Annotated in this window: 3 protein-coding genes; all 3 read left to right on the forward strand. The window is 73.1% G+C overall.

Features of this window, described 5'->3' with window-relative positions; translation table 11 throughout:
* Positions 1 to 8 precede the first annotated feature (8 nt).
* The 3 genes from QH270_RS28730 (at position 9) to QH270_RS28740 (ending at position 16,116) form a co-directional block, all read left to right on the forward strand.
* Positions 9 to 12,389 (forward strand): non-ribosomal peptide synthetase, encoded by a 12,381-nt coding sequence (locus QH270_RS28730; protein ID WP_280347236.1) that lies wholly within the window; start codon positions 9 to 11, stop codon positions 12,387 to 12,389.
* 220 nt (positions 12,390 to 12,609) lie between these two features.
* Positions 12,610 to 13,731 (forward strand): class I SAM-dependent methyltransferase, encoded by a 1,122-nt coding sequence (locus QH270_RS28735; protein ID WP_280347238.1) that lies wholly within the window; start codon positions 12,610 to 12,612, stop codon positions 13,729 to 13,731.
* Positions 13,732 to 13,854: 123 nt separating this feature from the next.
* Positions 13,855 to 16,116 (forward strand): molybdopterin-dependent oxidoreductase, encoded by a 2,262-nt coding sequence (locus QH270_RS28740; RefSeq protein ID WP_280347240.1) that lies wholly within the window; start codon positions 13,855 to 13,857, stop codon positions 16,114 to 16,116.
* The last annotated feature ends 64 nt before the right edge of the window (positions 16,117 to 16,180 follow it).

A 16,180-nucleotide genomic window follows, 5' to 3' on the forward strand; every position in this document is an offset into this window, starting at 1 on the left:
TCCCCCGGGTGTCGCTCGTTCTTTTTGGGCGCGGCGGCCTCTTCCCCCACCCCGGGGGCGGGGGGGCCCCCTCCCGGGGGGGGGGGGGGGGGGGGCCGGGGGGGGGGGGGGGGGGGGGGGGGGGGGGCGGCGCCCCCCCCCCCCCCCCGGGGGGGGGGCGGCCCCCGCCCCCCCCCCCCACGCACCCGGAGCCGGGCCACGGCACGGCCACGGTCGAGCTGTCGCCCGCCGAGGCCGAGGTGCTCGGAACTGTCGCCGCGGCACATGAACTCACGGTCAACACGCTGTTCCAGGCGGCGTGGGGGCTGGTGCTGGCCGGCGCGGTCGGTGCCGAGGAAGTGGTGTTCGGTGCGGTGGTGTCGGGTCGGCCGCCCCAGCTCGACGGCGTCGACACCATGGTCGGCCTGTTCGCCAACACCGTCCCGGTGCGGGTCCGCGTCGAGCCGGGGACATCGCTGCGGACGCTGATGGCGCGCGTGCAGTCCGAGCAGGTCGCGCTGCTCGACGGCCATCACCTGGGGTTGCCCGAGATCCAGCGCGCGGCGGGGTCCGGTGAGCTGTTCGACACGCTGCTGGCCTTCGAGTCCTATCCGGTGGACGACGAGGGGATGCGACGCGCGCACGGTGCGCTCGACGGCCTCGAGATCGTCGATGTGGTCGCGGCCAACGCCACCCACTATCCGGTCGCGGTCGGTGTCGAGGTGGGCGCCGGGATCCGGGTGGGTCTGCAGTATCGGCGCGACCGTCTCACCGCCGTGACCGCGGACGCGCTGGCCGAGCGGTTGCGGATCGTGCTCGACGCGTTCGTCGCCGCCCCGGAGGCGCCCGTCGCGGAGCTGCTCGACCGGCTGGCCCGGCGTGCCGATCCGATCGCGCGTGCCGCGTACTGGCGCACCGTGCTCACCGACGTGCCGGAACTCGCGCTGCCGACCGATCGCCCGCGCCCGCGGACGCCGGTGACGACCGATGGTCGTGTCGCTGTCCCCCTGCGTGCGGAATTGTGCGCGCGGATCACGGAATTCGCGCGGGCGCGCGACACCGATCCCGCGACGATCGCGCACAGCGTGTTCGCGGTACTCCTCGCCCGGGTGTCGGGCGGCACGGACCTCGCGATCGGTTTCGCCGGCGCGGGTACCCGGCTCGTGCGAGTGCGCGTCGCGGGTGGGCGGCCTTTCGACGCGGTGGTGCGCGAGATGGCCGCGGCCGAACGTGTCTGCCCGGCGGACGGTGTGGCGCAGGTAGAGCGCGGGCACTGGAACGCGCCGCGGCCGCTGGTCCGGGTCATGATCCTGCCGGAGGGCCGCACCAGTGAGGATGCCGCGCACTGCGATCTCGTCCTCACCGTGCGGACGAACGGCACTGCGGGCACCGCCGTCGAATTCGGTTATGCCACTGCGCTGTTCGACCGCGCTACGGTGTCGGTGCTGATCGACCGGATGTTGCGACTACTCCTGAGCGGGCTCGATCGACCACACGCGCCCGTCGGTGACCTCGCGATGCTCAGCGCAGGGGAAACGGCCGCGCTCACGGCCCGGCCCGGCGAGGACGAACCCGCCGCCCTGTTCCCCGATCTGTTGACCCGCGGCGTCAGCCGGGGCCGCGAGCGGATCGCGCTGCGCGAAGGCGACCGGGTCCTCACCTACGGCGAACTGGACGAGCGCACCTCGCGGTTGGCGCGCGTGCTCATCGCGCGCGGCGTGGGACCGGAGGTGGCGGTCGCGGTCGCCCTGCCGCGATCGGCGGAGATGGTGATCGCCGCGATGGCGATCGCCAAGGCCGGTGGCGTGCACGTCCCGATCGATCCGGCCTATCCGGCGCCGCGGCTGCGGCACGTGGTCGCCGATTCGGGCGCGGTCCTCGGTCTCACCGCGATCGCCCACCTCGACCACGTACCGGCCGAGCTGGACTGGTTGTGCCTGGACGATCCCGCATTCGACCAGGTGTGCGCGGCCTTCCCCGCCACCCCGGTCACCGACGGTGACCGCCGCGTTCCGCTGCGGCCGACGCATCCGGCGTATGTCATCTACACCTCCGGCTCCACCGGCGTGCCCAAGGGCGTGACGGTCACCCATACCGGGCTGGCCCCGCTGCTGGAGGAGGCGGTGCGTCGCTACGGGGTGGGCGCCGAGGACCGGTTCCTGCACATCTGTTCGCCCTGCTTCGATCCCTCGATCCTGGAGTGGCTGTGCGCGTTCGCCACCGGGGCGACGCTGGTGGTGGTGCCCGCCGAGATCCTCGGTGGCCCCGACCTCACCGCGCTGCTGGCCGAGGCCGCGGTGACCCACGCGATCATCACCCCGGCGGTGCTGGGCACCCTGGACCCGGCGGGCCTGGACGCGCTGCGGGTGCTGTCGGTGGGCGGTGATGTGACCACACCCGACCTGCTGGCCCGCTGGCAGCCCGGCCGCCTCTACCTCAACGGGTACGGCCCCACCGAGACCACCATCATCTCGACCTACGCGGAGCTCACCGCGGGCGCGGCGGTGACGATCGGCGGGCCGGTCCCCGGCACCCACGCGATGGTCCTGGACGCGCGGCTCCATCCGGTGCCGCCGGGCGTCACGGGCGAGCTCTATCTCGCCGGGCCCGCGGTGGCGCGCGGCTATCGCGCGCAGCCCGGGACGACGGCGACGCGTTTCCTGGCCGATCCGTGGGGTGCGGCCGGTGCCCGCATGTACCGCACCGGCGACCTCGTGCGCCTGCGCGACGGCGAGCTGGACTATGTGGGCCGTGCCGACACCCAGGTGAAGGTGCGTGGCTTCCGGATCGAGCCGGGTGAGGTCGACGCCGTGCTGGCCGCCAGGGCCGACATCGCGGCGGTGGCCACCGTGGGCCGCGCCGCCGCGAGCGGTGCGATCACTCTCGTGTCGTATGTTGTGGCGGCCCATGGCGATTCACCCGATCCGGCGGATCTGGTCGACTACGTCGCCGGTCTCCTGCCGCCGCAGCTGGTGCCGTCGGCGGTCGTGCTGCTCGATGCCCTGCCCATGACGACCAACGGCAAACTCGATCGTCGCGCGCTGCCGGAGCCGGTCGTCGCCACGATCAGCGGCCGCGCACCGCTCGGCGACACCGAGACGTTGCTGGCCGACCTGTTCACCCGGGTCCTCGGCGTCGCCGAGGTGGGGGTGCACGACTCGTTCTTCGCCCGCGGTGGCGACAGCATCCTGTCCATCCAGCTGGTCTCGCTCGCGCGGGCCGCGGGTCTGGTGTTCACGACCAGGGATGTCTTCGAACACCGCACGGTGGCGCGGCTGGCCGAGATCGCCACCGTCGGTGGCGCCGCGGCGCCCGTGCTCGCCGAATTGCCGGGCGGTGGTGTCGGCGAGGTGCCGGTGACCCCGGTCCTCGCCGAATTCCTCGTGAATGGGTCGAGCGATCGTTTCGCGCAGACGATGGTCCTCGCGCTGCCCCCGGAAATCGACCGGGCGGGCCTCGTCGCCGCGCTCGGCGCGGTCCTGTCCCACCACGACATGCTGCGTTCGCGCCTGCGCCACGACGGTGACCGGTGGCGATGGGACGTGCTCGCGCCCGAGGCCGTCGACGCCGGCGACCTCGTCTCCGAACTCGACGCGGGCGGCGCCGCGGGCCCGGAACTGACCCGCATCGGCAGCGCCGCCATGGATGCCGCGTTGTCGACCCTGGATCCGGCCGCCGGTCGCATGCTGGCCTGCACCTGGGTGCGCCGCGGCGAGGCCCAGGATGTGCTGGCCGTGGCCGTGCACCACTACGCGATCGACGGGGTGTCGTGGCGGATCCTGCTGCCCGACCTCGTGCTCGCCTGGGCGCACCACCGCGCCGGTCGACCGATCACCCTGCCCCCGGTGGCGACCTCGTTCCGGCGCTGGGCGCACACCCTGGCCGAGACCGACCGCTCCGGCGAACTCGCGTATTGGCGGCGGGTCCTGGACACCCCCGATCCGCTGCTGGGCGCCCGAGCCCTCGACCGGACGCGCGACACCGAGGCGAGCGCCCGCTCGCTGACGGTGCGGGTCCCGGTCGAGGTGAGCGAGACCCTGCTGACGAGCCTGCCCGCCGCCTACCGCGCCGGCCCCGACCATGCCCTGCTGGCCGCGCTCGCGGTCGCTGTGCGCCGGTGGCGGGCCCGCCGCGGGATCGTCGCGGACACCACCCGGATCCGGCTGGAGGGCCACGGCCGTGTCGACGACGTCGTCCCCGGCGCGGACCTGACCCGCACCGTCGGCTGGTTCACCAGCGTCTATCCGCTGGTCCTCGACCTGTCCGGCATCGGGGCCGACGGCAGCGCCGAGACTCTGGCCGCGACGATGCGCACCGTCAAGGAACAGGTACTCGCGGTGCCCGGCCACGGCATCGGATTCGGACTGCTGCGCCACGACCCAGACCGGCCGAACCAGCTGCCCGGCGAGATCGGGCAGATCGGCTTCAACTATCTGGGCCGGGCCGGCACCGGCGCCGAGACCGCGGACAACGCCTGGCTGCCCACCGGCGAGCTGGGCGACATCGCCGTCGACTACGACCCCGACCTGCCCGCGAACACCGTCCTCGACATCAACGCCATCGCCGTCACCACCGCGTCGGGTCCGCGCCTGGAAGCCGGATTCCGCTACGCCACCGGCATACTCGACGAAACAGCCGTCCGTGAGCTCGCCGAGGAATGGACCGCGCAGCTCACCGCCCTGGCCGGGCACCTGGCCGATCCGGCGGCGGGTGGGCTGACCCCCTCGGATGTCGCCCTGGTGCCGGTGACCCAGCACGACCTCGACCGCTGGCGGCGCACATGTCCCGGTCTGTCGGACGTGCTGCCGCTCTCGCCGCTGCAGCACTCGCTGCTGGCGCTGGGGGAACTGCTCGAGGAATCGGTGCACGCCTACGTCATCCAGCTCGTCGCCGAACTGACCGGTGCGCTCGACCTCACCCGGCTGCGGCGGGCCGCGCAGACGGTGCTCGACCGGCACGCCAATCTGCGCGCGGCCTTCGTCAGCACCGCCGAGGGAATCCCGGTGCAGGTGGTGGCCGACGGCGTGACGGCACCCGTGCGGGTGGTGGCCGAGGTCGCCGACAGCGACGTGCCCGAGCTGCTGGCGGCCGATCAGCGCACGGTCTTCGATCCCACGGTCGCGCCGCTGCTGCGATTCACGGTGTACCGCACCGGTTCCGGGCGCAGCCTGCTCGTCCTGACCGGCCACCACATCCTGCTCGACGGCTGGTCGATGCCGCTGCTGATGAAGGAACTGCTGGTCCTGTACGCGAGCGATGGTGACGCGGCGACGCTGCCCGCGGTGCGCCCGTACCGCGACTATCTGGCCTGGCTCACCCGGCAGGACCGCGCCGCCGCCGAGCACGCCTGGTCCCAGGCGCTCACCGGCGTGCGCCCGACAGCGCTGGCACCGGAATTGCGGTGGCCGCCGGCGACGGGCACCGGGTTCGGACTGTGCGAATTCGACCTCGACGCCGCCGCGACCACCGCGCTGACCGGTTTCGCCGCCGCCGCCGAGGTCACCCCGAACACCGTGTTCCAGACCGCGTGGGGACTGGTCGTTGCCGCGAGCACCGGCCGCGACGACATCGTCTTCGGCGCCACCATCTCCGGGCGCCCACCGCAACTCGACGGCGTGGGCGAGATGATCGGCCTGTTCGTCGACGCCGTTCCTGTGCGGGTGCGCGTCACCGACGGCACCGCGGGCGAGCTGGTTCGCGCGGTGCAGGCCGAGCAGGCCGCGCTGCTGGACCACCACCATCTGGGACTGGGCGCCATCCAGCGCGTCGCCGGGCACGGCGAACTGTTCGACACCATGCTGGCCTTCGAGTCCTATCCGGTCGATGTCGAGGGTCTGCGGGCAGCCAGTGGCGCGCTCGAGGACCTGCGGGTCGACGACCTGCGCGGCGCCGACCACACCCACTACCCGATCACGGTGCTGGTGTTCCTCGGCGCCGGGACGCGGGTGCAGATCAAGTACCGCCGCGATCTCGTCGCCGAGGCGACCGCGCAGGCCGTCACCGACCGGCTCAGCACCGCGCTCGAGCAGCTCATCGCCACACCCGCGACGGATCCGATCCGCGGTCTGGCCGCGGTGGCCGACCCGATCGGCCACGCCCGCTACTGGCGGCTCGCCTTGGCCGATCTGCCCGGCCGCCTCGCCCTGCCCGGGCAGCGCGCGGACGGCGAGGGTCGCGGACGAGCACGACAGCCGCTGCCGCGGATCACCCGCGAGGCCGGCCGGGCGCTGGCCGAGTCCTCCGGCACGAGTTGGGCGACGCTGGTCCGCACGGCCACCGCTGTCGTGCTGGCCCGGCTCACCGACCGCGACGACATCGTCATCACGGCGCCCGGGCCGCTGCCGTTGCGCACCCGCGTCGACCCAGCGACGCCGTTCCACGAGCTGCTCACCCGCTCGCGCGACGTCGAGCGCGAGGCGCTCACCCATGTCGGCCCCTCCCTGCCCGACCTGGCCACCTTGCTCGGCGTCGCGGACGCCACCGCGTTCACCCAGGTCGCCATCGACGCCCCCGGCGACCTCGTCATCACCGCGCCCCAGGATCGGCATTCCCTCGAGATCGACTACGCCAGAACATCATTCGACGACAACACGATGACCGATCTGCTTCGGCGGCTGATCCGGCTCCTCACCGCCGCCGCCGAACACCCTGCGACCCCGGTGGGGGATCTGCCCCTGAGCGACCACGTCGAAGCCGCGGCACTGCTGCACCTCGGTGACGGCGCCGCTCCTCCGGTCACCGGCACCCTGCCCGAGATCCTGGTCCGCGGCACCGGCTACGGCCAGCAGCGAATCGCGGTGCGCGACAACGGCCGCGAATTCACCTACGGCACCCTCGACGAGGACTCCGCGCGCCTGGCGCGGGTGCTCATCGCCGAGGGCGTCGGGCCCGAAACCGTCGTCGCCGTCGCCATCCCCCGCTCCTACGAGGCGATCCTGGCGTTCTGGGCCGTCGCGAAGGCCGGCGGCGTCTACCTGCCGGTCGACCCCACCTACCCCGCCGACCGGGTGCGGCACATGCTCGAGGACTCCGGCGCCACCCACGGCATCAGCCTCGCCACGCGCCGACCGGCGCACGCGGGCACCGCGCGCTGGCTGCTGCTCGACGACGCGGAGGTGCGCGCCCGCGTCGCCGCGCGGGCCTGCACCCCGGTGCGCAATCGCGACCGGCGTGCCTCGATCCGCCACGACCACGCCGCCTACCTCATCTACACCTCCGGCTCCACCGGCCTGCCCAAGGGCGTCGCCGTCACCCACGCCGGACTCGGCGCCCTGGTCGCGCATTCGGCCAACCTCATGGGGCTGCGCCACGACCACCGGATGCTGCACGTGTGCTCGCCCAGCTTCGACCAATCCATCGAGGAGATCGGCACCGCCTTCCACCGGGGTGCCACCCTGGTGATCGCGCCGCCGGACACCGTCGGCGGCGCCGACCTCGACGAGCTGCTGCGCGCCGAACGCGTGACGCACACGATCATCACCCCCGCACTCCTCGGCACCCTCGATCCGACGGCCCTGCCCGATCTGGTGTGCGTGTCCGCGGGCGGTGAAGCGAGCACCGCCGACCTGCTGGCCGCCTGGCAGCCCGGCCGCTACTTCCTCAACGGCTACGGCCCGACCGAAGCCACCATCGGCGCCACCTACGCCAGTCTGCGTGCGGGACAACAGGTCACGATCGGGCGCCCGGTTCCCGGCGTGCGAGCCGTGGTCCTCGACACCCGGTTGCATCCGGTGCCCGTCGGCGTCGCCGGTGAGCTGTACCTGGCCGGGCCCGCCCTGGCCCGTGGCTATCACGGCCGACCCGCCACGACCGCGGAACGGTTCGTCGCGAATCCGTGGAGCGCGGGCGAACGGCTGTACCGCACCGGTGACCAGGTCCGCTGGGTGCGGGCAGGCGACTCCCCCGAGCTGGAATACCTGGGGCGCACCGACTTCCAGATCAAGATCCGCGGTTTCCGCATCGAACCGGGCGAGGTCGACGCCGTGCTGGCCCGCCATCCCCAGATCGGGGGTGCCGTCACCGTGGGTGCGCGCAATCCCGCCGGGGAGACCGTCCTGGTGTCGTATGTGACCGGCAGCGACATCGATCCGGTGGCCGTCACCGGGTGGGCGGCGGCGCTGCTGCCCGCGCACCTGGTTCCGGCAGCGATCGTCGTGCTCGACCGGATCCCGCTCTCCGGTGCGGGCAAACTCGACCGCGCCGCGCTGCCCGCACCGAGTTTCACCGCCCGCCCCTACCGGGAACCCGCGACCGCGCTCGAACGCACCGTCGCCGCGGTGTTCGCCGACGTGCTCGGTGTCGACCGGGTCGGCGCCGACGACAACTTCTTCGACCGCGGCGGAAACTCCCTGCTCGCCACCCGTCTCACCGCCCGCCTCGGCGCGGCTGCCGGCCTGCGGGTGCCGGTGCGGGTCCTGTTCGCCGCACCCACCGTCGCCGCGTGTGCCGCCGAACTCGCCCGCCTGACCCGCGCCGATCGGCGCCCCGCCCTGCGCGCACTGCCACGCCCCGACCGGGTCCCGCTCTCCCCGGCCCAGCAGCGCATGTGGTTCCTGAACCGATTCGACACGCGCACCGCCGCGTACAACATCCCGGTCGTGCTGCGCCTGACCGGAGCGCTCGACATCGAGGCGCTGCGCCGCGCCTTCGGGGATGTCGTGGCCCGCCACGAGATCCTGCGCACCAGGTACCCGGCCGTCGACGAGGCACCCGCGCAGGTGGTCCTCCCACCGGACCACCCCGACGTCCCGACGCTGCGACTGGACACCGTCACCGACACCGACGCGGCGGTGGCACAGCTGGTCTCGACCGTGTTCGATGTGACCGGCGAGGTGCCGGTGCGCGCCTGCCTCTACCGGGTCGCACCCGGCGAGCACGTGCTGGCGATGACGGTGCACCACATCAGCGGCGACGGCTTCTCCGGCGGACCGCTGACCCGCGACCTGGTCACCGCCTACACCGCCCGCGCCAAGGGCACGGCGCCGACCTGGGAACCCCTGCCGGTGCAGTACGCCGACTACGCGCTGTGGCAGCGACTGCTCCTCGGCGAGGTCACCGATCCCGCGTCCACGGCCGCCGAACAGATCGCCTACTGGCGCCGCGAGCTGGCCGGCCTGCCCGACCAGCTCGACCTGCCGCGGGATCGGCCGCGTCCAGCGATCCAGACCTACGCCGGCGGCCGGGTGCCGCTGACGCTCGACGCCACCACCCACGCCGCGCTCGCCGACCTCGCCCGCGCCTACGGCGCCACCCTGTTCATGGCCCTCCACACCGCCCTGGCCGTGGTGCTGGCACGGCTGGCGGGCACCACCGACATCGCCATCGGCACCCCGGTCGCCGGCCGCGGCGAGCCCGCGCTCGACGACCTGATCGGCATGTTCGTCAACACCCTGGTCTTCCGGACCAGGGTCGACCACGACGCCGGTTTCGGCGCGCACCTGACCCGGCAGCGCGACAGCGACCTGCGGGCCTTCGCCCACGCCGACGTCCCGTTCGAACAACTCGTCGAGGTACTCAACCCGGCCAGGTCCACGGCCAGGCACCCGCTGTTCCAGGTGGGGCTGTCGTTCCAGAACCTCGCCCGGCTGCGCATGGATCTGCCCGGTATCGAGGTGTCGTCGGTGGAACTGGACCGCGCGCTGTCCCAGTTCGACCTGCACCTGATCCTGGCCGACAGCTACGACACCGACGGCGCGCCCGCCGGTATCAGCGGCCACTGCACCTTCGCCACCGACCTGTTCGACGCCGCGACGGTGCGCGGCTTCCTCGCCCGGTTCACCCGGTTCCTCACCGCCGTGACGGCCGATCCCACCGCACCGATCCACACCATCGACGTCCTCGCCCCCACCGAGCGGACCACCATCCTCGACACCTGGAATCGCACCGCCCACCAGGGGGATTCGCGCGCCACGCTCGCATCGGTGTTCACCGACACCGTCGCTGACGGCCCCGAACAGCTCGCCCTGGTCGCCGACGACACCCGCTGGACCTTCGCCGAGCTCGCGGCGCGGGTGAACAGGCTGGCCCGTCATCTCGTCGCCGCCGGGGTCGGCCCGGAGACGCGGGTCGCGCTGGCGATGCGCCGCGGCCCCGATCTGGTGGTGGCCATGTACGCGGTCGCCGCCGCGGGCGGGGCGTATGTGCCGATCGACCCCGACCACCCCGCGTCCCGGCACGCCCACATCCTCGACACCGCCGTGCCGCTGCTGGTCCTCACCGACTCCGCGACCGGGTTCGCCGCGCCGGGCAACGCGGTCCTCACCGTCGACCGGCTGGACCTGACGCGCTACCGGCCCGACCCGCTCACCGATCTCGACCGGGTCGCGCCCCTACGCGCCGCGAACACCGCCTACGTCATCTTCACGTCCGGCTCCACCGGACGCCCGAAGGGTGTCGCGGTACCCCATGCCGCGATCGTCAACCAACTACGCTGGAAGACAACGGAATTCGGCCTCACCACCCAGGACGCCGTGCTGCTGAAGACCGCCGCGAGCTTCGACCTGTCGGTCTGGGAATTCTGGTCGACCGCGGTCTGCGGCGGCCGCCTGGTGATCGCCGCACCCGACGGGCACCGGGACCCGCAGTACCTCGCCGAGCTGATGCGCCGCGAAGGTGTCACCACGCTGCACGCGGTGCCGTCCATGCTCGACGCCCTGCTCACGGTGCCGTTCCCGGCCGCGGTGCGCCGGGTGCTGGCGATCGGTGAAGCCCTGCCACCCGCCCTGGTGCGCCGGTTCACCGCCGCCGCGCCGGGCACCGCCCTGTTCAATGTGTACGGGCCCACCGAAGCCGCCGTGTCCATCACCCACCACCGGGTCAGCGACAGCGACACCGACACCGTCCCGATCGGGCGGCCGGTCTGGAACAGCCAGGTCTATGTCCTGGACGCGCGGATGCGGCCGGTCCCGGCGGGCGTGCCCGGTGAGCTCTACCTGGCCGGGACCCAGCTGGCCTCGGGCTACCTCGACCGACCCGATCTCACCGCGGAACGCTTCGTGGCCAACCCGTTCCGCGCGGGCACCCGCCTCTACCGCACCGGCGACCTGGCCGCCTGGAACGCCCACGGGGAGCTGGAATACCGGGGACGCACCGACTTCCAGCTCAAGATCCGCGGCTTCCGCATCGAAACCGCCGAGATCGACGCCGTACTCGCCGAGCACGCCGATGTCGGGTTCGCGGTCACGGTCGGCCGGGAGAACCAGGCGGGCGCCACGGTCCTGGTCTCCTATGTCGTGCCCGAGCCCGGCCACGAGCTCGTGGCCGCCGAGCTGCTCGACCGCGCGGCGCGGGTCCTGCCCGCGCACATGGTTCCCGCCACCGTCGTCGTACTCGACGCGGTGCCGTTGACCTCGGTCGGCAAACTCGACCGCGCCGCGCTGCCCGCGCCCGACCTGGCCACCCATACCTACCGGGCGCCCGGCACCGAGCGCGAGCGGACGGTGTGCGACATCGTCGCCGACGTCCTGCGCGTGGACCGGGTCGGCCTCGACGACCACTTCTTCGAACTCGGCGGCACCTCCCTCAGCGCCACCCGGCTCGCGGCCCGGCTCGGCGTGGCGCTCGGCACGACCGTGCCGGTCACCGCGATCTTCACCGCGCCGACGCCCGCCGGTATCGTCGCGGCGCTGACCGCCGAGCGCGCCGACACCGCCTTCGACGTGCTGCTGCCGTTGCGGACCGCGGGAACCCGCGAACCGCTGTTCTGTGTGCACCCGATCGGCGGTGTGGCCTGGTCCTTCGGCGGGCTCGCCGCCCACCTCGACCCGGACCGTCCGCTCTACGGCCTGCAATCACCGGCCCTGGATTCCGTGGCGCCGCTGCCGGATTCGATCGAGGACTGGGCCCGGCTCTATGTCAAGCAGATCCGTGAAGTGCAGGCCGAGGGGCCCTATCATCTGCTCGGCTGGTCCCTGGGCGGTGTCATCGCCCACGCCATGGCCGTGCAGCTGCAGGACGAAGGCGAGCAGGTCGCGTTGCTGGCCATGCTCGACTCCCGGCTGACCGTGACCGCGGGCGACCACACCGTCGGCGCCGTCACGGCCGCGGATCTGCTCGGCGGCTTCGCCGGCGCCGACGCCGCGCATGCCCTCGACGCGCGTCACCTGGTCCGCGAGCTGTGCGAACGGTCCGCGCCCCAGGTCGCGCTCGACCCGGCCCGGCTCGACCGGATCGTCGACGCCGCGATCGCCTCGGTGGCCCTCGACGCCGCCTACCGTCCCCGCGTATTCGACGGTGCCCTCACCTATTTCACCGCCGCCCACGACGACCCGACCGGCACCGCGGGCGCCACCTCGTGGACGGGCGCCGTCACCGGTCCGATCCACCACCAGCCCGTGGCAGCCACCCACTGGCGCATGACCGACGACAACGCCCTGCGGACCATCGCGGCGGCCCTCCGGGAACGGTGGTGACGGGGGCGGGTCCGGCGGGGGCGGGTCGGTGTGGAAGGCTGATCGCATGACACGTGCCACGGTTCCCGGCATGGTTCTGGGTGATCGCTCCGCTCGCGCTTCGACGCGGGCACGGCGGTCCCCCCTGCTCTGACACACCGCCGGTACCCGGTTACCGGCGTCCCCCGCCCCGTCGAAGTGCTCTTCGTGCCCCCGCACGCTCGATCACGAGGAGTACCTGGTGTCCACCATCGATTGGACCGAAACCGACATCGCGCACTCGGCCCGCTGGCATTCCGAGAGCGCGACCCCACCGCCGCGCCGCGTCGTCCCCGCCGACGACGCCATGACCGCAGACACCGCCTACCGGCTGGCCTGTGAGGGGACCGCGCTGCTGTGGCGTGGCGACTTCCACAACGCCCGTCAGCTCCTGCAGGCGATCGGTCGTCGCATCGACCGCAAACCAGCACCCCGGGGCGAGAACGGCGCGCAGGCCTTCCACCTGCACCGCCGGGCCCGCGGACACCGGGCCCGCGTGCTCGGCAGGCTGCTGATCGTGCTGGACGCCGAGTTCCACCTGAACCTGCGCAGAGCCCCCGCGGTACACCGGGCCTGCACCGAGGCCTACGGCCCCGCGACCGCGCCCATGGCGATCGCGCTCACCGAATTGCTCGGCGTGCTCGGCGCGCACCAGTGGCGCGCGAAAGGCGTCGACATTCCCGCGCTCGGCACCCGCATCCACCCGCACTACGGCGTGTTCTCCCCGATCCGCGGCGAATACGTCGACCTGCTCGCCCACGCCCCGCTACCCGCGACCGCCCGGCACGGCACCGCGTTCGACCTCGGGACCGGAACCGGGGTGCTCGCCGCGGTCCTGGCGCGCCGCGGACTCGCCCGGGTGGTGGCCACCGACATCAGCCCGCGCGCGCTGACCTGCGCCCGCGACAACATCGACCGGCTGCGCCTCACCGATCGCGTCGAGGTCACCGGTCCGGCGCTGTTCCCGCACGGGCGCGCCGACCTCGTCGTCTGCAACCCGCCCTGGCTGCCCGCGCGCCCCACCTCCACCGTGGAGCAGGGCGTCTACGACCCGGACAGCGGCATGCTGCGCGGGTTCCTGGACGGTCTGGCCGCCCACCTGCGGCCCGGCGGTGAGGGCTGGCTCATCCTGTCCGACCTCGCCGAACGTCTCGACCTCAGAACCCGCGCCGAGCTGCTGACCGCAATCGAGACCGCCGGCCTGCGCGTGGTGGACCGGATCGACACCCGGCCGCAGCATCCGCGCGCCACCGACACCACCGATCCCCTGCACACCGCCCGCGCCGCGGAGGTCACCTCCCTGTGGCGACTCGGCGCCGGCTGACCGGACGTCAATCGCGCACGCCGCCACCGGAAATCGGGCGAATCTCCGACCGTGGACGGATCTGCCGGGCGGGCGCGTCGCGCTAGCGTGGAACGAGCGGTTCGGCGAAGGATTGGGGTCAGCGTGGACACGAAGACGATCGCCCGGCAGTGCACACTGTGCGAGGCGCACTGCGGGATCCTGGTGACGGTCGCGGGCGAGCGGGTCACCCGGATCGAAGGCAATCCCGAGGACGTGCTGTCCAAGGGCTACATCTGCCCGAAGGCGACCGCCATGGGCGGCCTGCACCACGATCCGGACCGGCTGCGCACCCCGGTCCGCCGGGTCGGCGACGCGTTCGAACCGATCGGTTGGGACGAGGCCTTCCGCGAGATCGGGCAGCGCCTGCGCGCGGTCCGCGCGGCCCACGGCCCCAGCGCCGTCGGCATGTACATGGGCAACCCGGCCGCGCACAGTTCCTCGGTCCTCTACGCCGTGGCGTTGCGTATCGCCCTGCTCACCCGCAACTTCTTCACCGCCTCGTCCATCGACCAGTTCCCGCAGGAATTCGTCGCCTGGCGGATGTTCGGCGCCAATGTCCTCATGCCGGTCACCGATATCGACCGCACCGACCGGCTGGTGATCCTGGGCGCCAACCCCGCGGTGTCCAACGGCTCGATCACCACCATGCCCGGCGCGCGCACCCGCATCAGCGAGGTGCGTCGTCGCGGCGGCACCGTCGTGGTCATCGATCCGCGCCGCACCGAGACCGCGCGCCTGGCCGACCAGCACGTGGCGGTCCGGCCCGGCGGCGATGTGTTCCTGCTGCTGGGCATGCTGCACGTGCTGATCGGCGAAGGCCTGTGCGACGAGCGGGCCGTCCGCGACCAGAGTTCGGGGTTCGACGAGCTGGCGCGCCTGGTCGAGACGACCACCCCGGAACGGATGGCGCCGCATGCCGGCGTCGACGCCGACACCATCCGCGCGCTGGCCCGCGACCACGCCGCCGCACCGTCGGCGGTGCTCTACGCGCGGATCGGCGTGTGCCTGCAGGTCACCGGGACACTCACGCACTGGCTGGTGAACACGATCAACGCCGTCACCGGCAACCTCGACCGCGCGGGCGGGCAGATGTTCGCGACCCCGCCCGTCGACGCCGCCCGCTACGGCAGGTACCTGCCCATGGGCCACGGCGCGTGGACCGACCGATCCGGCACCCGTAAATCGTTCCGCGGTGAACTGCCGGTGTCCGCGCTCGCCGAGGACATCCTCACCGAAGGACCCGACCGCATCAGGGCCATGATCACCTACGCGGGCAATCCCGTCCTGTCCACCCCGCAGCGTGGCCGTCTCGACGACGCCCTGGAATCGCTGGACTTCTACGTCGCGGTCGACATGTACGTCACCGAGACCACCCGCCACGCCGACATCATCCTGCCGCCGGTCTCCCCGCTCGAACGCGAGGACCTCAACCTGCTGTTCCCGGTGTTCAGCGTGCGCAACAATGCCCGCTTCGACGCCGCCGTGTTCACCCCGCCCGCCGATGGTCTCGAGGACTGGCAGATCCTGGCCCGCCTGATCACCGAACTGACACCGCTGCCCGCGCGCCGGTTCACCGGCCGCGCACTCACCGGCCTGTTCGATCAGCTCAGCCCGCTCCGCTTGACCGCCGCGGCCATCGCGGCGGGCCCTTACGGCGTGCTGCGGAAAGGCCGGAAAGGATTGACCGTCAACCGTCTTCGCGCCACCACCGGCGGCGTCGACCTCGGCCCGCTGGTGCCCCGGCTGCGTGAACTGATCGGCACGAAGGACCGCAAGGTGAACCTGGCGCCGCCGGACTTCCTGAGCGGGGTACGCGCCGTCCTCGACGACACCGACACCACCGCGGTCCCCGGCTACGACCTGCAGCTCATCGGCCGACGTCACCTGCGCAGCAACAACTCCTGGCTGCACAACATCGAAACGATGGTGAAGGGCCGCGACCGCTGCACCGTCCTCATGCATCCGGCCGACGCCGCCGAACGCGGTCTGGCCGACGGCGATCCGGCGACCGTGGAGTCACCCGTCGGCACGATCGACGCGCCCGTGGAGATCAGCGACGACATCCGCGCCGGGGTGGTCGCCATCCCGCACGGCTGGGGCCACCGGGGCGCCGGCGTCGGCTGGCGCGTGGCCGCCGCGCATCCGGGCGTGAACGTCAATCTGCTGCACGATCCCGCCCGCGCCGACCCGCTGTCGGGGGCGGCGGCGGTCAACAACACCTGGGTGCGCGGGGGCCCCGGGCCGGCCCCCCGCCCCCCCCCCCGGGGGGGCGCCCGGGCCGCGGGGGGGCCCCCCCGGGGGCCCCCCCCCGGGGCTGGGGGCGCGGGGCCCGCCCGGGCCCGCCGCCCACCCAGGTGTTGTTGACCGCCGCCGCCCCCGACAGCGGGTCGGCGCGGGCGGGATCGTGCAGCAGATTGACGTTCACGCC

Origin of the sequence: Nocardia neocaledoniensis (assembly GCF_029868625.1) — a bacterium.
Lineage (GTDB): Bacteria > Actinomycetota > Actinomycetes > Mycobacteriales > Mycobacteriaceae > Nocardia > Nocardia neocaledoniensis_A.